21 protein-coding genes are annotated in these 18,740 nt (G+C 70.3%); 13 read left to right on the top strand and 8 right to left on the bottom strand.

Annotation, left to right across the window (positions count from 1 at the left end):
• Positions 1-3 precede the first annotated feature (3 nt).
• The 11 genes from rplF (at position 4) to rplQ (ending at position 7,586) form a co-directional block, all read left to right on the top strand.
• Positions 4-537, top strand: a complete 534-nt coding sequence (gene rplF / locus RC1_RS03430; protein WP_012565948.1) for a 50S ribosomal protein L6 — start codon at positions 4-6, stop codon at positions 535-537.
• An 11-nt stretch (positions 538-548) separates the two neighbouring features.
• Positions 549-911, top strand: coding sequence for a 50S ribosomal protein L18 (rplR, locus tag RC1_RS03435; protein ID WP_012565949.1), 363 nt, complete (start codon positions 549-551; stop codon positions 909-911).
• Between the two features lie 12 nt (positions 912-923).
• The gene (gene rpsE / locus RC1_RS03440) at positions 924-1,556 is read left to right on the top strand and encodes a 30S ribosomal protein S5 (RefSeq protein WP_012565950.1); all 633 of its coding nucleotides are present in this window, start codon (positions 924-926) and stop codon (positions 1,554-1,556) included.
• Complete coding sequence (rpmD, locus tag RC1_RS03445) at positions 1,553-1,744, top strand: 50S ribosomal protein L30 (protein WP_012565951.1); 192 nt, start codon at positions 1,553-1,555, stop codon at positions 1,742-1,744. The genes rpsE and rpmD overlap by 4 nt, the downstream gene beginning before the upstream one ends.
• 33 nt (positions 1,745-1,777) lie before the next feature.
• Positions 1,778-2,260, top strand: a complete 483-nt coding sequence (gene rplO / locus RC1_RS03450) for a 50S ribosomal protein L15 (protein WP_012565952.1) — start codon at positions 1,778-1,780, stop codon at positions 2,258-2,260.
• Positions 2,261-2,681: 421 nt separating this feature from the next.
• Entirely contained in the window at positions 2,682-4,028 is a 1,347-nt protein-coding gene (secY, locus tag RC1_RS03455; RefSeq protein WP_012565953.1) for a preprotein translocase subunit SecY, read from the top strand.
• Positions 4,025-4,672 carry an adenylate kinase gene (locus tag RC1_RS03460; protein WP_012565954.1) on the top strand — a complete coding sequence of 216 codons (648 nt, stop codon included), beginning with the start codon at positions 4,025-4,027 and terminating at the stop codon, positions 4,670-4,672. The genes secY and RC1_RS03460 overlap by 4 nt, the downstream gene beginning before the upstream one ends.
• 402 nt (positions 4,673-5,074) lie before the next feature.
• A complete protein-coding gene (gene rpsM, locus RC1_RS03465; RefSeq protein ID WP_012565955.1) occupies positions 5,075-5,443 on the top strand; it encodes a 30S ribosomal protein S13 in 369 nt (122 codons plus the stop codon).
• A gap of 21 nt (positions 5,444-5,464) precedes the next feature.
• Positions 5,465-5,863, top strand: a complete 399-nt coding sequence (rpsK, locus tag RC1_RS03470) for a 30S ribosomal protein S11 (protein ID WP_012565956.1) — start codon at positions 5,465-5,467, stop codon at positions 5,861-5,863.
• 133 nt (positions 5,864-5,996) lie between these two features.
• Positions 5,997-7,013: a DNA-directed RNA polymerase subunit alpha gene (locus RC1_RS03475; RefSeq protein WP_012565957.1), complete on the top strand. Its 1,017-nt coding sequence runs from the start codon at positions 5,997-5,999 to the stop codon at positions 7,011-7,013.
• Positions 7,014-7,166: 153 nt separating this feature from the next.
• On the top strand, positions 7,167-7,586 hold the full coding sequence (gene rplQ, locus RC1_RS03480; protein WP_012565958.1) for a 50S ribosomal protein L17: 420 nt from the start codon (positions 7,167-7,169) through the stop codon (positions 7,584-7,586).
• 179 nt (positions 7,587-7,765) lie between these two features.
• On the opposite strand, the gene RC1_RS03485 is transcribed toward rplQ, so the two are convergent.
• The 7 genes from RC1_RS03485 to RC1_RS03515 all read right to left on the bottom strand — a co-directional run bounded on the left by RC1_RS03485 (position 7,766) and on the right by RC1_RS03515 (position 14,079).
• Entirely contained in the window at positions 7,766-8,137 is a 372-nt protein-coding gene (locus tag RC1_RS03485) for a hypothetical protein (protein WP_012565959.1), read from the bottom strand.
• A 91-nt stretch (positions 8,138-8,228) separates the two neighbouring features.
• Complete coding sequence (locus RC1_RS19820) at positions 8,229-8,951, bottom strand: PRC-barrel domain-containing protein (RefSeq protein ID WP_012565960.1); 723 nt, start codon at positions 8,949-8,951, stop codon at positions 8,229-8,231.
• A 26-nt stretch (positions 8,952-8,977) separates the two neighbouring features.
• On the bottom strand, positions 8,978-10,834 hold the full coding sequence (locus RC1_RS19825; RefSeq protein ID WP_012565961.1) for a PRC-barrel domain-containing protein: 1,857 nt from the start codon (positions 10,832-10,834) through the stop codon (positions 8,978-8,980).
• Between the two features lie 653 nt (positions 10,835-11,487).
• A complete protein-coding gene (locus tag RC1_RS03500) occupies positions 11,488-12,141 on the bottom strand; it encodes a porin family protein (protein ID WP_012565962.1) in 654 nt (217 codons plus the stop codon).
• Positions 12,142-12,310: 169 nt separating this feature from the next.
• Positions 12,311-12,505 (bottom strand): hypothetical protein, encoded by a 195-nt coding sequence (locus tag RC1_RS03505; protein WP_012565963.1) that lies wholly within the window; start codon positions 12,503-12,505, stop codon positions 12,311-12,313.
• Positions 12,506-12,552: 47 nt separating this feature from the next.
• Positions 12,553-13,155, bottom strand: coding sequence for a 3-keto-disaccharide hydrolase (locus RC1_RS03510; protein WP_012565964.1), 603 nt, complete (start codon positions 13,153-13,155; stop codon positions 12,553-12,555).
• Between the two features lie 78 nt (positions 13,156-13,233).
• Positions 13,234-14,079, bottom strand: a complete 846-nt coding sequence (locus RC1_RS03515) for an MlaA family lipoprotein (protein WP_234703821.1) — start codon at positions 14,077-14,079, stop codon at positions 13,234-13,236.
• A 234-nt stretch (positions 14,080-14,313) separates the two neighbouring features.
• On the opposite strand from RC1_RS03515, the gene RC1_RS03520 reads away from it, so the two are divergent.
• Positions 14,314-15,681: a lipopolysaccharide biosynthesis protein gene (locus RC1_RS03520; protein WP_012565966.1), complete on the top strand. Its 1,368-nt coding sequence runs from the start codon at positions 14,314-14,316 to the stop codon at positions 15,679-15,681.
• Here RC1_RS03520 and RC1_RS22435 read toward each other — a convergent pair.
• Positions 15,629-16,816, bottom strand: a complete 1,188-nt coding sequence (locus RC1_RS22435) for a glycosyltransferase (protein WP_184446437.1) — start codon at positions 16,814-16,816, stop codon at positions 15,629-15,631. The genes RC1_RS03520 and RC1_RS22435 overlap by 53 nt on opposite strands.
• A 150-nt stretch (positions 16,817-16,966) precedes the next feature.
• Between RC1_RS22435 and RC1_RS03530 the strand changes: the two genes are divergently transcribed.
• Positions 16,967-18,736, top strand: coding sequence for a fatty acyl-AMP ligase (locus RC1_RS03530; RefSeq protein WP_012565967.1), 1,770 nt, complete (start codon positions 16,967-16,969; stop codon positions 18,734-18,736).
• Positions 18,737-18,740: the final 4 nt, after the last annotated feature.

Consider the following 18,740-nt stretch of genomic DNA (forward strand, 5'->3'; position numbering starts at 1 on the left):
GACATGTCGCGTATCGGCAAGCATCCGGTTCCGGTGCCGGCCGGTGTGACCGTCACGGTCGCCGGCCAGAACCTCACCGCCAAGGGCAAGCTGGGTCAGCTCAGCCTGTCCCTCATCGACGACATCGCCGTCTCCATGGAGGATGGCAAGGTCGTCGTGCAGCCCCGCACCGAGACCAAGCGCGCCCGCCAGAACTGGGCCACCGCGCGGACCCTGGTGTTCAATCTGGTGAAGGGCGTCAATGACGGCTTCACCAAGAACCTCGAGATCAACGGCGTCGGCTACAAGGCTGCCGTCCAGGGCAAGGACCTGGTCCTGAACCTGGGCTACAGCCATGAGATCCGGTACCCCATCCCCGAGGGGATCACGATCAAGTGCGATAAGCCGACTTCGGTGTCGGTGAGTGGCACGGACAAGCAGCAGGTCGGCCAGGTGGCCGCGGAGATCCGCGCGTTCCGTGGGCCCGAGCCCTACAAGGGCAAGGGTGTGAAGTACGAGAACGAGGTGATCATCCGTAAGGAAGGCAAGAAGAAGTAGGGGCGCGGGACATGAGCAAGCAAAACGAACTCAACGCGCGGCGCAAGCAGCGCGTCCGGGCCCGGATCAAGAAGTACGGCAGCGGCCGTCCGCGTCTGTCCGTGTTCCGCTCCAGCAAGCACATCTATGCCCAGATCATCGACGACACGGCGGGCCATACGCTCGCCGCGGCGTCGAGCCTGGACAAGGATCTGCGCGAAGGCCTCAAGACGGGTGCCGATATCGACGCGGCCAAGGCGGTGGGCAAGCTCATCGCCGAGCGCGCCACGGCGAAGGGCGTCACCGCGGTCGTCTTCGACCGTGGCGCCTACCTGTTCCATGGCCGGGTGAAGGCTCTGGCCGACGCCGCGCGCGAAGCCGGCCTGCAGTTCTAAGGGGTATCGACCATGGCACGTAACGAGTCTGAAGCCGCGGGCGGCGAGCGGGAACGCCGGGGTCGTGACCGCGGCGAACGGCGCGAGCGCGGCGGCGACCGCGCCGAGCGGCGGGAGGATGGTGAGGAGCTTGTCGAAAAGCTCGTCGGCATCAACCGCGTGGCGAAGGTGGTGAAGGGCGGCCGGCGCTTCGGCTTCGCTGCCCTGGTGGTCGTGGGCGACGCGAAGGGCCGCGTTGGCGTCGGCGCCGGCAAGGCGCGCGAGGTTCCGGAGGCCATCCGCAAGGCCACCGATCAGGCCAAGCGCTCCATGATCCGCGTCCCCCTGCGGGAAGGCCGGACCCTGCATCATGACGTGTACGGCCACTTCGGTGCCGGCCGGGTCGTGCTGCGGGCCGCTCCTCCGGGCACCGGCATCATCGCCGGCGGTCCGATGCGCGCGATCCTCGAGGCGCTGGGCGTGGCCGACGTGGTGACCAAGTCGGTCGGCACGTCGAACCCGCACAACATGATCAAGGCGACGTTCGACGCGCTGAGCCGCTGCGTCAGCCCGCGGGCCGTCGCTGCCCGCCGCGGCCGCCGCGTCAGCGACATCCTCGGCAAGCGCGAGACGGGCGCTGGCGAGAGCAAGGAGGCCGCGGCATGAGCGAGAAGAACACCATCGTCGTCACACAGATCGGCAGCCCGATCGGTCGGAAGTCCGACCAGCGGGCCACTCTGGTCGGCCTCGGCCTGAACAAGCTGCACCGGACGCGCGAGCTGGAGGATACTCCGGCCGTGCGGGGCATGATCGCCAAGGTGCATCACCTCGTGCGCGTCGAGAAGGCCTCCTGAGGCCTTCCCGATACGGCTTGAAGGAACGCTCCCATGAAGTTGAATGAACTGAAGGACAACCCCGGCGCCCGCAAAGAGCGGATGCGCGTGGGGCGCGGTATCGGGTCCGGCAAGGGCAAGACCGGTGGCCGCGGCGTGAAGGGTCAGAAGTCCCGTACCGGCGTGTCGATCAAGGGGTTCGAGGGCGGTCAGATGCCCTTGCACCGCCGGCTGCCGAAGCGCGGCTTCCGCAACATCTTCGCCAAGGACTACGCGGTGGTGAACCTGGGCAAGATCCAGGCCGCCATCGAGGCGGGCCGTCTGGAGACGGGCGCCCCGGTCACGGTGGACGTGCTGCGCGCGGCCGGGCTGGTGAAGGCATCGCGTGACGGTGTCCGCCTGCTGGCGAAGGGCACCCTCACCGCTGCCGTCACCTTCGAGGTGGCGGGGGCTTCTGCCGCCGCCGTCGAGGCGGTCGAGAAGGCGGGTGGCAAGGTCGTCGTAATCGGCGCAGAGCCGGCGGCTGCGGCCGAGTGATCCGGAAGGCCGGCGCCTGTCGCCGGCCTTTCCGTTTCCAGGGTTCCCCCCGGCCTGAAGGGCTGGGCGGGAACCGACCGGCCCCGGACGCTCCGGCCCCGGACGCTCCGGACTGCCGGCCTCTCATCGGAACCGATCCGTCGGCCGCAGGGCCGGCATCCCGCGCCATCACGGCAACCCGGCGCGCCCGCTGCCGGAAGCCGGGGGGCGGCTTGATCCGCTGGACGCCACCGGCCATATCCGTCGGGTCACTGCGGCTCCGGGATCGCCGCATGCGCAGGACAACCGACGCTCACCGTTGATTCCTGTCGGCAGCATCCCTGTCGACACGACGCCGCGGTCGATGGATGTTGTCTGTCAACGTCGGGATCGCTACCTTTCCCGCGCGTCCGTCGGGCACTCTGAATTCAAGGGACTGAGAATGGCATCCGCCGCCGAGCAGCTTGCCGCCAACATCAATTTCGGTGCCTTCGCCAAGGCCACCGAGTTGAAGAAGCGCCTCTGGTTCACCCTGGGCGCCCTCCTCGTCTATCGGTTGGGCACCTACGTCCCGCTGCCCGGCATCAACGCCCAGGCCTTCGCCGACATCTTCAGCCAGGCGTCGGGCGGCATCCTGGGCATGTTCAACATGTTCGCGGGCGGCGCCATCGAGCGCATGAGCATCTTTGCCCTGAACATCATGCCGTACATCTCGGCGTCGATCATCATCCAGCTCATGACGGCCGTGTCGCCGTCGCTGGAGGCGCTGAAGAAGGAAGGCGAATCGGGCCGCAAGAAGCTGAACGAATACACCCGCTACCTGACCGTGGCGCTCGCCATCTTCCAGTCCTACGGCCTTGCGGCCGGTCTGGAAGGGCTCAGCACCAGCGCCGGCATCGGCGCGGTGCGGGACCCCGGCGTGTTCTTCCAGCTCAGCACCGTCATCACCATGGTGGGCGGTACCATGTTCCTGATGTGGCTGGGCGAGCAGATCACGGCGCGCGGCGTGGGCAACGGCATCTCGCTGATCATCTTCGCCGGCATCGTGGCGGCCCTGCCCGGTGCGCTGGCGCAGCTTCTGGAACTGGGCCGCACCGGGGCCATCGAGACCTGGTTCATCATCTTCATGATCGTGATGGCGGTTGCAGTCGTGACCTTCATCGTCTTCATGGAGCGGGCGCAGCGCCGCCTGATCGTCCAGTATCCGAAGCGTCAGGTCGGCAACAAGATGTTCGGCGGCGAGTCTTCGCACCTGCCGCTGAAGCTCAACACCTCGGGCGTCATCCCGCCGATCTTCGCGTCCTCGCTGCTGCTGCTGCCGCTGACGGCGGTGGGCTTCAGCGGTGGCCAGGGGCCGGAATGGCTGCGCACCCTGTCGGCCTATCTCGGCCATGGAACGCCCCTCTACATGTCGCTCTATGCGGCGCTGATCATCTTCTTCTGCTTCTTCTATACCGCCATCGTCTTCAACCCGACGGAGACGGCGGATAATCTGAAGAAGTATGGCGGGTTCATTCCGGGTATCCGTCCGGGCAAGAACACCGCCGACTATCTTGATTTCGTGCTGACGCGACTGACGGTGATCGGTGCGGCTTATCTCACCGTGGTCTGCCTGCTGCCGGAATTCCTGATCTCGCGGTATTCGATGCCCTTCTACTTCGGCGGCACCAGCCTGCTGATCGTCGTTACCGTCACCATGGACACCGTGGCGCAGATCCATTCCCACCTGTTGGCTCACCAGTACGAAGGCCTTATCAAGAAGGCCAAGCTTCGGGGGAGAAAGGGATGAATCTGATCCTGTTGGGGCCGCCGGGCGCCGGGAAGGGGACCCAGGCGCAGCGGCTCGAACGTACGCGGGGCATGGTCCAGCTTTCGACGGGCGACATGCTGCGGGCCCTGGTCCGCAGCGGCTCGCCTCTGGGCCAGCGGGCGGACGCGATCATGAAGGCGGGCCAGCTCGTGCCCGACGAGGTCATGATCGAGATGATCTCCGACCGTATCGAGCAGCCGGACTGTGCCAAAGGCTTTATCCTGGACGGCTTCCCCCGCACCGTGGTGCAGGCGGAGGCGCTGGACCGGATGCTGGCGGAGAAGGGCCTGCGCCTCGACCACGTGATCGAGATGGTGGTGGACGATGCCGCGCTGACCGAGCGCATCACCGGCCGCTTCACCTGCGCCAAGTGCGGCACGGGTTATCACGACACCTTCAAGCGTCCGGCCCAGGACGGGGTGTGCGATGTCTGTGGCTCGACGGAGTTCACCCGCCGGGCCGACGACAATGCCGAGACCGTGGGCAAGCGCCTGGAGGCCTATCACCGCCAGACCGCACCGATCCTGCCTTACTACGCCGACCGCGGCGTGCTGAAGAAGGTGGATGGCATGGCGGACATTGCGGAAGTCGCGCGCCAGATCGAGGCGATCATCGCCGGCTGATCCGGGGGAGTCTCCGTTCTGCTGCAAGCACCGGGGCCGGGGCGGAAACGCTGCCGGCCCCTTTCTTCGTCCGGGATCCGGGCAGGTGCGGCGGTGGGGTGCCGTGGGGGGAATGTGTTGACACGATGCACCCCGCGCGTATACTCGCGCGCCTTACGGATGCTGGCGGCGACGCCGCACCGTATGAGGTGGTGTCACCGGGCCGCAGCCGATCCAGCGCATCCTTTGATGGGGCGCGGGATGGCGTGCGGTCATCTTTGATTTGGGAATCCTGACACCCTCAGGGTTTCTTCGGATGAGATGCTCCGCCGCATCGCCCCGGTACGGGGTCGCGGCAGGCGGGGTGTGGACGAAGATCGCCCGACCTCTGCGGGAGGCGGGCAGGAGACGAGGAGAGAGCGCGTGGCGCGTATCGCTGGCGTCAATATTCCCACGCAGAAGCGCGTGGAGATCGCCCTTCAGTACATCCATGGTATCGGTGCGGCCAAGGCCAAGGAGATCTGCGGCAAGGTCGGCATCCCGGTCGAGCGCCGGGTGCACCAGCTCACCGATGACGAAGTGCTGCGCATCCGCGAAGTGATCGACAGCGACTACAAGGTCGAAGGCGATCTGCGGCGCGAAGTCGCGATGAACATCAAGCGCCTGATGGACATGGCCTGCTACCGCGGCCTGCGCCACCGCAAGGGCCTGCCGGTCCGCGGTCAGCGCACGCACACGAATGCGCGGACCCGCAAGGGGCCGGCCAAGCCGATCGCCGGCAAGAAGAAGTAATCGCGAGAGCAGGATCAGACCATGGCCAAGCCTTCAGCCTCCGCCGCGCGCCTGCGTCGCCGTGAGCGCAAGAACATCACCGCCGGTGTTGCGCATGTGAATGCGAGCTTCAACAACACCATGATCACGATCACCGATGCACAGGGCAACGCCATTGCCTGGTCGTCGGCCGGGACCATGGGGTTCAAGGGTTCGCGCAAGTCCACCCCGTATGCTGCCCAGGTGGCCGCCGAGGACGCCGGCCGCAAGGCGCAGGAGCACGGGATGAAGACCCTCGAGGTCGAGGTCAAGGGGCCGGGTTCGGGCCGCGAGTCCGCCCTGCGCGCGCTCCAGTCCATCGGCTTCCAGATCACGTCGATCCGCGACGTGACGCCGATCCCGCACAACGGCGTGCGTCCGCCGAAGAAGCGCCGCGTCTGACCGGCGCCCGCTGAAGCACTCCGGACACACCTCGCCCCGGGACAGACGGCCGCATGCCATCGCGGCCGTCCAAGCATTGGGGCGGGGTTCCGTGTCCGGGGATGCCCGTCCCCCGATGGCATGAGGTTATCCCGTGATCCAGAAGAACTGGCAGACCCTCGAAAAGCCCAGCAAGCTCGACATCACCCCGGGTTCCGATCCGAAGCGCGAGGCGACCATCGTCGCCGGTCCGCTGGAGCGGGGCTTCGGTCTGACGCTGGGCAACGCGATCCGTCGCGTGCTGCTGTCCTCGCTTCAGGGCGCCGCCGTCACCTCGATCCACATCGACGGTGTGCTGCACGAATTCTCCTCGATTCCCGGCGTGCGCGAGGACGTGACCGACATCGTCCTCAACATCAAGGCCATGGCGCTGAAGATGGGCGCCGAGGGCCCGCGCCGCATGCGCCTGCGGGCCGAGGGGCCGTGCGAGGTGACCGCCGGCATGATCGAGACCGGCGCGGATATCGAGGTGCTGGACCCCGGCCATGTCATCTGCACGCTGGATTCCGGCGCGCGGCTGAACATGGAACTGACGGTCGCCATGGGTAAGGGCTATGTCCCGGCCAGCCAGAACCGTCCGGAGGACGCGCCGATCGGGCTGATCCCGGTGGACGCGATCTTCTCTCCGGTCCGCAAGGTCGCCTACAAGGTGGAGAACACCCGCGTCGGCCAGACCACGGACTACGACAAGCTGCTGCTGAACGTGGAGACGAACGGGGCCGTCAGCCCGGAGGACGCGGTGGCCATCGCCGCCCGTATCCTCCAGGACCAGCTCCAGATGTTCATCAACTTCGAGGAGCCGCAGGCGGCCGTCGCCGAGACGAAGGCGGACGAGATCCCCTTCAACAAGAACCTGCTGCGCAAGGTGGACGAGCTGGAACTGTCGGTCCGCTCGGCCAACTGCCTCAAGAACGACAACATCGTCTATATCGGCGATCTGGTGCAGAAGACCGAGGCGGAGATGCTCCGGACCCCGAACTTCGGCCGCAAGTCGCTGAACGAGATCAAGGAAGTGCTGGCCCAGATGGGGCTGCACCTCGGTATGGAAATCCCGAACTGGCCGCCCGAGAACATCGAGGATCTGGCCAAGCGTCTGGAAGAGCCGTACTGAGCCATACTTTCCACCGGCCCCCGGGAGCTTCTCCCGGGGGCCGTTCCCTCCGGGCCGTCCGGGCCCGCCTCCGCCGTGCAGACCGTCAGGTCAGGGCGCGCGGGGATCACCATCGGGGACCTGCGGGGCCCCAAGCCATGAAGGAGAGCCGCCATGCGTCACGGTATCGCCGGGCGTAAGTTCAACCGCACCACCTCCCACCGCCTGGCCATGTTCTCCAACATGGCCAATGCGCTGATCAAGCACGAGCAGATCAAGACGACCCTGCCGAAGGCGAAGGACCTGCGTCCGATCGTCGAGCGTCTGATCACGCTGGGCAAGAAGGGCGGCCTCGCCAACAAGCGCCTCGCCTATGCCGAACTGCGCGACCACGACATGGTCGAGAAGCTGTTCACCACCCTGGCCGAGCGCTACAAGGGCCGCCCCGGCGGCTACACCCGCGTGCTGAAGGCCGGCTTTCGCTACGGCGACGCCGCCCCGATGGGCGTGATCGAGCTGGTGGACCGCGATCCGGAGGCCAAGGGCCAGGACAGCGGCCCGGTCGAGATCAAGGACGAGTCCGAGGAAGGCTGAGCCTTTCCGGTCACGAACGGTTCTGGAAGGGCGGCCCCGGCGGGCCGCCCTTTCTGCTTGAGGGACACGGTGGCCGTTTCCGCTCTGGGGTTGTTTCCGCCCGGCTCACTCCGGACGCGGAACGGGCGGCCGAAGCCGCCCGTCCTTCCTGCGTGCCGTCTTGGTCCGCAATGCGCGGATCACGGCTGCCCGTCGGGCTTGTCCGGCACGGTCCGGATGGCCTCGTCGGTCTGTTCCAGGGCCCCTTCGACCGGCTGGTCGGACGGCCCCGGTGTCGCCCCCGGCGGGGTCGGGGTGACCGGCTCCTCCTGCAATCCGACCTCCGGCTCCGTCTCGCCGCCCGCGGGCGGGGTGGTCGTCGTATCGGAGGCCGTGCCCGACGGAGGCACCGTGGTCGTGGTGCCCGGCTCCGCCGTCCCTGTGGTGGTCGGGGGCTGCTGCCCGGCCGGCTCCTGGGCGGACTGCTGGTCGTCGCCGCAGGCCGCCAGCAGGGGCAGGGCGACGGCGGTCACGGCAGCCAGCCGCAGCAGACGCGACGTTTCGTAGGTCATGCTCGGTCTCCCTCTGTTCGGTATGCCGGGGCCCACCGGAGGCACGCCGCCGCCGGGGGGCCTGATCGTTCGGCGGGAACGTGGCCGGGCTCTACTGCCCCTGGCCGGGCTGCTGTCCCTGAGCGGGCGGCTGCCCGGCGGAGGGCCGCTTCTCGCGTTCCTCGTCCGGGCCCAGCATCACCTGCCGCTGCCCGTCATAGCTGAAGTCGGGTGAGTCCCGAAGCGTCTCCGCGGACAGGGGCAGCCGCACCTGATCGCCGTCCGGACCGACGCGGACCGTGTTGAAGGGCACCGCCACCAGCCGTTCGTTCATGCCCAGGAAGCCCGTGCTGGTCTGCACGACCAGGCTTTCGATGCTGCCGCTTTTCGCCAGAACCAGGTCATGGACCTCGCCGACATCGTCGCCGCCCTGATCCACGACATCGAGACCGATCAGCTTCTGGCGGTCCAGCCCGGCGTCGTAGAGCGACGCCTCGTGCCGGTTCATGCGTTCGATCCGGACCTGCGGCTTCTCCTGGGCCTGTTCGACGACGACCTGGGGTTCCGCCGTCTCGACCTGGATGTTGGCCTCGGCCCGGCGGATCTGGATGTTCGCCTGTCCGCTCTGTGTCTCGGCCTTGACCGGCCCGCCGGGGGGCGGGGCGACCTGGACCTGCGGCTGCGGTTGCCGCACCTGGATCTCGGTTTCCTGCTGCGCCCGTGTCACGGTCTGGTTGCCCTGTCCCTGGTCCTGCGTGCGGTCCTGGGCGAAGGCCGCCGTGCCGGGCAGGGCCAGCAGCAGGGCGGCAGCGATGGGAAGTCTGGCCATGGTCATCTCGCTCCTCCTGTCCTGGCGCCCGCTCAGCGGGTCTGTCCGGCGGGTTCTGCCGTGGCTCGCTGCGTGCCGGTGAAGGCCGGGGCGTTCATCACCTCGTCCCGCGGCATCGGCAGGACGATCTCTTCCGCCTGGGGGTCGATCCGGGTGCCGGAGAAGGGGACCCGCACCAGGCGGCTGTCCTCCTCCAGCGCGATCACCAGTGCCTCGACGCCGCTGCCGTCCTGCGACAGCAGCACGTCGCGCACGGTGCCGACGCTCGTGCCCTGCGGGTCCACCGCCGCCCGTCCCACGATCCGGTGCATGGCACCGGTCATCGAGGTCGCGGCCATGCCGCCGGGCTGGTCGCCCTGCGCGACGGGCAGGGTCGAAGGCTCGCGCTGCGCCGAGCGCGGCACGGCCCCGACCTGGGCGCTGGGCGGGGGATCGATCCGGCGCGTCGGCGAGATCTGATCCGGCCCCGTGGCAGGGGCCTGGAGGGTTCCCTGCGGCTGCCCCTCCATTGCCGCCTTCTGCTGCGACTGGGGCTGCTGTCCGCCCGCCGCCTGCTGCCGGGGTTGCGCCTGCGGCTGTTCCTGCTGCGGCTGTTCCTGCTGCGTCTGTTGCCGGGCCTGCTGCTGTCCGCCCGCCGCCTGCTGCTGCGATCGCGTCTGCTGCGACTGATCCTGCCGGACCTGCTCGGGCTGCTCCTGCCGGGAGGTCCCGGTGGCTTCTGCCGACGGCGGCTGAGCCGACTGGGCCTGATCCGTCTGGGCCTGAGCCGACTGGACCTGATCCGTCTGGGCCTGAGCCGACTGGACCTGATCCGTCTGGGCCGGAGCTGGAGTCGGGGTCGGTGCCGGCAGCGTGGACGGAGCGCGCTGGGCCGACCGCGGCACGGTCCCGACCTGGGCGCTCGGCGGCGGTTCGTTCCGGGCCGGGGTGGCTTCCTGCGCGGGGGCCGGGCCGGCGGTTGCCTGCGACTGCGGTTGCGGGGTCTCCGGCGCCGTCGTGGCCTGTTCCGAGGGCTGTGTGGTCTGGACCCGCGGCTCCGGCTGGGCCACCTGGACCTGCGGTTCGGGCTGCCGCACGGTCACCTGCGGCGGGGCCTGCTGCACCTGGACCTCCGGCCGGGCCTGCTGCACCGCGACGCGGGGCTCGGCCTGCTGGATGGAGACCTCCGGATCGGGCTGCTCGATCGTCACCTCGGGGTCGCGCTGGCGGATGATGATTTCCGGCTCGAACTGGCGGACGGTGACCTCGGGCGGGAAGTAGCGGACAACGATGCGCGGCGGGTTCTGCGTCACCGTGACCTCCGGCGGCGCCTGCTCGACGACGACCTGCGGCGCCGGCTGCTGCACGCTGACCTCGGGCCTGACCTGCTGCACCTGAACTTCCGGCGCGCCCTGGTTCACGGCGACGGTGGCGGGTGGCTGCTCGGCCTGCACCTCCAGACCCGTGGCCTGCTGAATACCCCGGAAGGCGGCGAAGCTCTCCCTGTCGTCGTTCGCACCGGGACCCGAGAGGGCGAGCAGCGCCTCTTCGACCCGCTGGCCCGCTTCGGAGAAGGCGCGTCTGGCATCGGAGTCGCTCTGGATCGCCGGCAGTGCCTGGGCGCGGGCCAGGGACTGGCGCAACGCGGCCAGGGCGCGGTGGGTCTGGCGCCGGGCTTCGCCCAGTGCCCGCGGATCGTTCTGGCCACGGGCCTGCTGCAAGGAGCGGTAGGCCTCGCTCGCCGCCTGCTGGTGGCTGCGGAGTTCGGCCATCACCTGCTGCCGGGCGCCCTCGGGGCCTTTCGGCTGCTGCGCCTCCGTCTGCTCCTGCTGGAGCTGCTGGGCCACGGAATAACCGGGAACGGCCATGACCGTGAGCGCCACGGCCGCCGTCAACAGGTTCGCTCGCATCGACGATTCTCCCTCGTCTCGACGGGTGCCGGGATGCTGCCGATCGCCGGTCCCGTCCTTCCGGTCCGCCTCAGGGGGTTCGCTGTTCAAACCCGAGAAAGGGGGAGGCGTTCCGGGGGCGAATGGATATAACCGACGGGTCCTCCGGTGGACCGGCGCTGCCGGACCTGCTCCATCGGCCGGATACGCGGGCAGGAGGGCCGACACCAGGACGGGCTCCGCGCCGGCTCGCCAGACGCTCCGGTCGGGGTGGGGGCTCCTGCGGCGGGACCGGAATGGGGGCCGGCGGCTCCTCGATCGGGGGAGGGGCATCCGGGTCCGGGGGCGGTCGGTCGGGCTGCGGCTGGGGTGGCGTCGGATAGGGGCCGGCACGGCCCGGCCTGATGCCGGCCGGGGGCTCCCGGGCGGGGATCGCCGTGATCATGGTGTTCCTTCCGGTTACTGTCGGGCCGGTTACTGTCGGGCCGGTTGCCTTCGGGTCCGATGCCGTGACGCGCCGTCCCGAAGGGCAACGTCTGTCGCCCCGCCCGGTGTTCCGGACGCCGGGCGGGGCACGCTCAGCCTCTTCGCTGGCATGGTGGACCGGAAGCGTCGGGGGCAGGGCACCTGCCTGCCGGACGCTTCCGGTCGCCGGTGCGGGTATCAGCGACGCGTCAGAAGCGGTAGCCGAGCGTGGCGACCAGCTCGTGTGCGCTCAGGTCCTCGTCGAGGGCGCCGGTGGTGGAGGTGAGCTGCACCTTCCCCAGGTCCACGTAGCGGTAGCCCAGGTCGAAGAACAGGCCGTTGCCGGTCTCCACCTGCGCGCCGGCCATGAGCTGCCAGGAGAACTGGTCGTCGTCGCTGCCGAAGAACCGCTCCAGCCGGTTCTGGTCGGCGATGATCACGTCCACGTCGTCCACCTTGGTGGTGGACAGGCCGATTCCGGCCCCCAGATAGGGCCGCACCTGCTGGCGGTTGCCCATCAGATCGAAGGCACCGAAGTCGTAGTAGGCGTTGACCATCAGGGTCCGGTTATCGACCTCGCTGTTGATCGGCAGGCCACCTGCGGCGAAGCCGCGGCCGCCCTCGACAATGTAACGGTCGCGCCAGTCGGCGGTCAGATCGACGCGCAGGTTGGGATTGATCCGGTAGCCCGCGCCGATGCCCCAGAGCGGCGAATAGTCGATCTCGTCCTCCGAGGACCAGGAATAGCCCAGACTGCCGCGGATGTAGGGACCGCTGTCCCCGCTGCGGGTGCCCTGGGCGAGCGCCGGGACCGTGGCGACGAGAAGGACGAGTGCCGTAGCGCCGGCGAGACGATGCTTCATCGGATATCTCCGTGTTGTTGCGTGCCACGACGCCCCAACACTGCAGCGCAGCGAATCTGCATCCCCCGCCGGCCGGCCGGTCCCGGTTACCTATGTCTGTTGCCGATCTGCACCACTTCTATCGTTGCGACACAGAATGTCCCGACGCCTGCGACGGGCAGCGCGTCCGTCAGGCACGGAAAGTGCCGGGCGGCGGGCGCCGCGGCGGAGGGACGGGCTGCGGCTCCCCGGGCTGGGGCGGGATGTCCTGACCCGGCAGGTCGCGGCCCGGCACGTCCCGCCCCGGTCCGGGGATGCCCTGGCCGGGCAGGTCCTCGTTCGGCAGGGGCGGGTTGGTCGGGGGGATCGGTTGCGGCTGGTTCATGGGAGCGCTCCTGTGGGACCAGGGGGGGGCGGAAAGGAAGCCGGCCGTCACAGCCGGGCGATGCGCAGGTTGCGGAACTGGACCCGGGAGCCCGGGTGGTGGGCCTGCAGCCCGACATGGCCCTCCGGCCGGCGGTTGCCGCGGTCGAGCCGGCTGACCGGCGCACCGTTCAGCCAGACGCACAGGGTCGGGCCGCGGAAGGTGATGTCGAAGCGGTTCCATGCGCCCACGGGGCGGGACAGGCGCCCCTGGGCGGGGGCCTGCCGGTAGACCGCCCCCGTCAGGTGCAGCGGGCAGTCGGAGCGGTTCGCCTCCGGATCGATGCCGCGGTCGTCGATCTGCACCTCGTAGCCCAGCCGGAGGGCGGGGCCGAGATCGTGCGCCAGGGGCGGGAGGCGCAGGAAGACGCCGGAATTGTCCTCCGGCGTCCGGGTCCGCCAGTCTACCCGCAGCAGGAAGTCGGCATAGACCGAGTCGGCATACCAGAAGATGCCCGGCCCGCCCTCGCTCTCCAGGATGCCGTCAGCGGCCCAGAAGAAGCGGCCCTGGCCGGCCATCTGCCAGCCGTCCAGATCGGCCGCCAGCAGCGGCTCCAGATCGCTATCCGTGACCGGCGACGGGGCCGCGGCAGGTGAAATTTCCTCGGCCATGCGGACTCCTTCCGTTCCGACATGGCCGGACAACCGGAAAGGGACCGCAACGGTTCCTGACGGGGCGGCTTCCTGGCGTCAGTCGTAGTCGGGGATGTCGGGGAACTGGGCGGGGTCGCTGCGCCCGTCGCGGATCAGGCCGTTGCGCTGCTGCCGGTACAGCGACCGGCGGGCAGCGTAATAGTCGAAGCTGTTGGCCCGCAGATCGTCCACCACCTCAATGTAGCTGGCGCGGGCATCGATGGCGACCAGCCCGATACGGGTATAGTTGATCCATTCGCGGTCGGTGCCGTCGGCCAGACGCGCCACCGGATCAGCCCAGGACTCGGCGAACAGGGCCGGGCCGTCCCGCAGGGAGGACGGGCCCAGCAGCGGCAGCACGATGTAGGGTCCCTCCGGCAGGCCCCAGACGGCCAGCGTCTGGTCGAAACTCTCATACTCGTAGGGAAGCCCGTTCTTCGCCGCCACGTCGATCAGCCCGGCCAGCCCCACCGTGCTGTTGATGACGAACCGCTTGGTGACGGTGCCCGCCCCGTCCCAGTCGCCTTGCAGGATCTGGTTGGTCAGGTCCAGCGGGGCGCGCAGGTTCTGGAGCACGTTGCGCACGCCGACCTGCATCGGGTCCGGCACCACCGCCCGGTAGATCTCGGCCAGCGGCCGGAACAGAACCACGTCGAACGCCTCGTTGAACCAGAAGATGCCCCGGTTCAGCGGCTCCAGCGGATCGTTCACATCCTCCTCGGCCCCGACCGGCGCCATGCCGGCAGGAGGAACCGGCGCCGTCGGCACCGGCACGATCGGGGAGGTGCGAGGTGCCCACTGTTCGGCCTGCGCGGTGCCGTCGGGGCAGGGGGCCGCGGCCAGGAGAACCCCCAGGGCGGAGGCGAGGAGAGCGGAACGGAGCGCAGTGCGGAGGGAGGGCACGGAGGGAACCTCGGACATGTCTGGCGGACGCGGGCGGTCCGGCGGGAACGGCGCTGCCGACCGGAGCGCAGGCAGACCTTCTTCTCAGGATAGAAGTAGAATGCAGCAGAAACGCGAAAAGTGACATGGGTCACAAGGCGCGCTTCCGGCGGTCAGCCCTTCGTCCGGTGCAGGCCCGGGGCCGGGTCCGCGGTCCTCTGGCGGCGGTTGCGGCTTCCTGCTAGGTGATCCGCGATGACTACGCCCCCCGGTTCCGGTCCCTCCCCGTCCCATGGAAGCTGGCTGCGCGACACGCTGCTGCGCCGGTTGCTCGCCAACGCCTCAAAGCTGCTGGGCGGCAAGGCGCTGAACGCCGTCTTCGGGCTGGGCGCCCTGGCGGTGGCGGCGCGCGGGCTGGGGGTGGAACAGTTCGGGGTGCTGGTGCTGATCCACACCTTCACCCAGGCGGTGGGGGAGATCGCCAAATTCCAGTCCTGGCAGGCCGTGCTGCGCTACGGCACCCCGGCCCTGCGGGAGGAGAGGCGGGGCGACTTCCAGCGCCTGCTCCGCTTCACGGTGCTGCTGGACGGGATCAGCGCCGTGCTGGGCATGGCGCTGGCGGTGGCCGTGGCGGGGCTTGCGGGGCCGGCCTTCGGCTGGCCGGCCGAGACGGTGCCGGCGGCGATGCTGTACGTCACCTCCTGCCTGTTCATGGTGACGGCGACGCCGACGGGGGTGCTGCGCCTGGTCGACCGCTTCGACCTGCTGGCCTGGCAGAGCACGGTGGGCGCCGCCGTGCGCTGCCTGGCCGGAGCCCTGGTCTGGGCGGCGGGCGGGGGACTCGGCGCCTTCCTGGTGGCCTGGTATCTGGCGACCGCCGCGGCCGGCATCTTCCTGATTGCCGCAGGCTGGCGCGAGCTGTCCCGCGGCGGCCTGCTGGCGGGCTGGCGCTGGCGGGGCGGCGGGCTGACGGCGGGCTTCCCCGGCATCTGGGGCTTCGTCTGGACGACGAACCTGAACACGACGCTGGAGCTGGCCTTCACCCACATGGGCACGCTGGCGGCCGGCGCCTTCCTGGGCACGCGGGAGGCGGCGCTGTTCCGCATCGCGCGGCAGTTCGCCGACGCCCTGGCCAAGCCCGCAAAGCTGCTGGTGCCGGCCATCTACCCGGAACTGGCCCGGCTCTACGCCGCCGGCGACGTCGCCAGCATCCGGCGGCTGATGCAGCGGTCGGCCCTGCTGGCCGGGCTGGTGGCGACCGCCATGATGGCGGCGGTCTGGCTGCTGGGCGAATGGGTGCTGCGGGTCATCGTGGGGGCGGAGTTCGTGGCCGCGTTCCCGGTCATGCTCTGGCTGGTGGCGGGGGCGGTGGTCGGCATCTGGGCCTTCCCGCTGGAGCCGTTGCTGATCTCCACCGGCCATGCCGGCGCCGCCCTGCGGGTGCGGCTCTGGTCCACCGCGCTCTATGTGCCGCTGCTGCTGCTGCTGCTGGACACGGCGGGGCTGATCGGTGCCGGCTGGGCGGCGCTGGCGGCCTCCCTCTTCATCTTCGTCGCGCTGCTGCTGCCGGTCATCCGCTGGTTCGACCGCAGCGGCGGGCCGCCCGGGCAGCCGCGGTCCTGAGCGCGTCGCGGTAGGCGAGGGCGGCACCGGCGACGGAGAAGTCCCGCGCCCGCGCCATCAGCGCCCCCCGGTCCGCCGGGCGGTCCAGCAGCGTCTCGATCGCCTGGGCCAGCGCCAGATCGTCGCCCACCGGCACCAGCGGCCCGAGCCGCCCGTCCTCCAGGATCTCCCGGCTGCCGCCGGGGCAGTCCGTGCTGGCGACGGGGCAGCCGACGGCCATCGCTTCGATCAGGGCGCCGGGCATGCCCTCCCAGCGGGAGGACAGCACGAACCCCGCCGCTCCCGCCAGGGCGGGGAAGGGGTTCGGCACGAAGCCCGGCAGGGCCACGCTGCCGGCGATGCCGAGATCGTCCGCCAACCGGGTGAGCCAGCCGCGTTCCTCCCCTTCGCCCAGGATCAGCAGGCGCACCGGGCGCCGTGCCCAGACCCGGGCAACGGCGCGCAGCAGGGTGGGGAAGTCCTTCTGCCGGACCAGCCGGCCCAGCCCCAGGATCACCGGCGGGCCGCCGTCGGCCAGCCAGGGATGCGGCGGTGGCAGCGCCGCCCGCGCCGCCACGTCGTCCTCCACCACCGGGTTGGGGATCGCTGTCACGCGGTCCGCCAGCGCCGGCACCAGGGCCGCCGTCTCCCGCGCCAGATCGGCGGAGACGCAGAGGGCCGCGTCCACGGCGCCGTAGGTCCGGCGCACGGCCCAGCGCCGCAGCCGGTCGCGCAGGCGTTTGCGCCCGCCGACCATGGCGTTGCTGACCCGCACCGCCAGCGCCGTGCCGGGCACGCCGGCCAGCCGGTAGGCCAGCACGGTGGCCAGCGCCGAATGGTTGGCCGCGGCCATCAGCACGTCCGGCCGCTCCCGCCGGACCCAGGCGGCCAGGGCGGGAATCGCCGCGGCCATGCGCAGGGACCGGGCCGGCAGGCGGGCCGCCGGGCCGCCGATCACCGTCAGCCGGACTGTCGGCGGCAGCTCCGCCCGCAGGGGGCCGTCGGCGCGCACCACTAGCAGGTCGATGCGCGCGCCCAGCCCGGCCAGGGCGCCGGCCAGGGCGAGGGTGCGGCGTTGCGCCCCGCCGGCCTCGAATCCATGCAGGACCAGGGCGATCCGTTCCGCGTAGGGGCTGTCGGGTCCTGTGGAATCCATGATCATCGCTGGTCCGACGGTATGGCCCGGGCCGTTCCCCGGGTCGGCCGCGGGGACGACGATTGCCCGGCGCGGCGGTCGATGCTAACCAATCGCCTTCATCCTACGGGATCAACCCCTTTCCGCCTGCAAGGGCGGTGTGTTGCAGGCATGCAGAGTCCGACCCCGTCCGAGAGCGCCCTCCCCGCCCTGCGTCTGGCCGACTTCGACACCGTGACGGAGGCGTTGGACTACGCCGCGCGGGGGCGGAGCGGTCTCAACTTCTATTCGGGCAAGGGGGAGCTGACCGAGGTCCTGCCCTATGCGCTGCTGCGCGAGCAGGCGACCGACCTTGCCCGGCGGATGCTGAACGCGGGCCTGCGGCCGGGCGACACGGTCGCCATGATCGCGGAGACGGACGGCGACTTCCTGCGCGCCTTCTATGCCTGCCAGTATGCCGGGCTGGTGCCGGCGCCGATGCCGCTGCCGGCGGCCTTCGGCGGCAAGGACGCCTACATCGACCATATCCGGCGGATGATCCAGAGTGCCGGTGCCGCCGCGGCCCTGGCGCCCGCTTTCCTGCTGGATTGGCTCAACGCCGCCGCGACCGGGCTGGACCTGAAGGCCGTGGGCACGCTGGCGCAGTTCGCGGACGTGCCGGCCGGCGGCGTGGACCTGCCGCGGGTCGAGCCCGGCGCCCTCTGCTATCTCCAGTTCTCGTCCGGCAGCACCCGCTTTCCTCTGGGCGTCGCGGTGACGCAGCGGGCGCTGATGGCGAACGCGGCGGGCATCACCCGGCATGGCCTTCAGGTCCGCCCCGGCGACCGCTGCATCTCCTGGCTGCCGCTCTACCACGACATGGGGCTGGTCGGATTCCTGCTGGCGCCGCTGACCAGCCAGCTCAGCGTGGATTTCCTGGCGACGCGCGAGTTCGCCCGCCGGCCGCTGCTGTGGCTGCAACTGATGACGGACAACGGCGCCACCCTCTCCTACAGCCCCAGCTTCGGCTATGAACTGGCGGCCCGACGGGCGGAGACGGCCTCGACCGCGACGCTGGACCTGTCGCGCTGGCGGGTGGCCGGGATCGGCGGCGACATGGTGCGGCCGCGGGTGCTGTCCCGCTTCGCCGAGGCCTTCGCCCCGCGCGGCTTCCGGCGGGAGGCGTTCGTCGCCAGCTACGGCATGGCCGAGGCCACCCTGGCGCTCAGCTTCGCCCCCCTGGACCGCGGCATCGTCACCGACACGGCCGATCTCGACCGGCTGGAGAATGACGGCGTCGCCGTGCCCTCCGGCTCAGAGGCGGCGCGGGCACGGGAGTTCGTGCTCTGCGGCCCCGCCCTGCCGGCGCACGAGATCCAGGTGCGCGGCGAGGACGGGACGGTCCTGCCCGAACGCCGCGTCGGCCGCATCTTCGCCCGCGGCCCGTCGCTGATGCGGGAATACCGCGACCGGCCGGAGGAAACGGCGCAGGTCCTGTCCGCCGACGGCTGGCTGGACACGGGCGATCTCGGCTACGTGGCGGACGGTCAGATCGTCATCACCGGCCGCGCCAAGGACCTGATCCTCGTCAACGGCCGCAACATCTGGCCGCAGGACCTGGAATGGACCGCGGAGACGGGGGTGCCGTCGCTGCGCAGCGGCGACACGGCCGCCTTCTCCGTGGACAGCGATGCCGGCGAGGCGGTGACGGTGCTGGTCCAGTGCCGGGCCACCGACCCCGAGGCGCGCGAGGATCTGCGCCGGGCCGTGGCCGGGGTGCTGCGCGCCGCCCACGGGCTGGAGGTGGCGGTCGTGCTGGTGCCGCCGCATTCGCTGCCGCAGACATCCTCGGGCAAGCTCAGCCGGTCGCGCGCCCGGCAGATGTTCCTGGCCGGCGCCTTCGCTGCTTCTGCCGCCCCGGCCGGTCCGGCCGCCGCGTCGGCACCCGGCCCCGCCGCCTGATCCC

It is taken from the genome of Rhodospirillum centenum SW, from assembly GCF_000016185.1.
Taxonomy (GTDB): Bacteria; Pseudomonadota; Alphaproteobacteria; order Azospirillales; family Azospirillaceae; genus Rhodocista; species Rhodocista centena.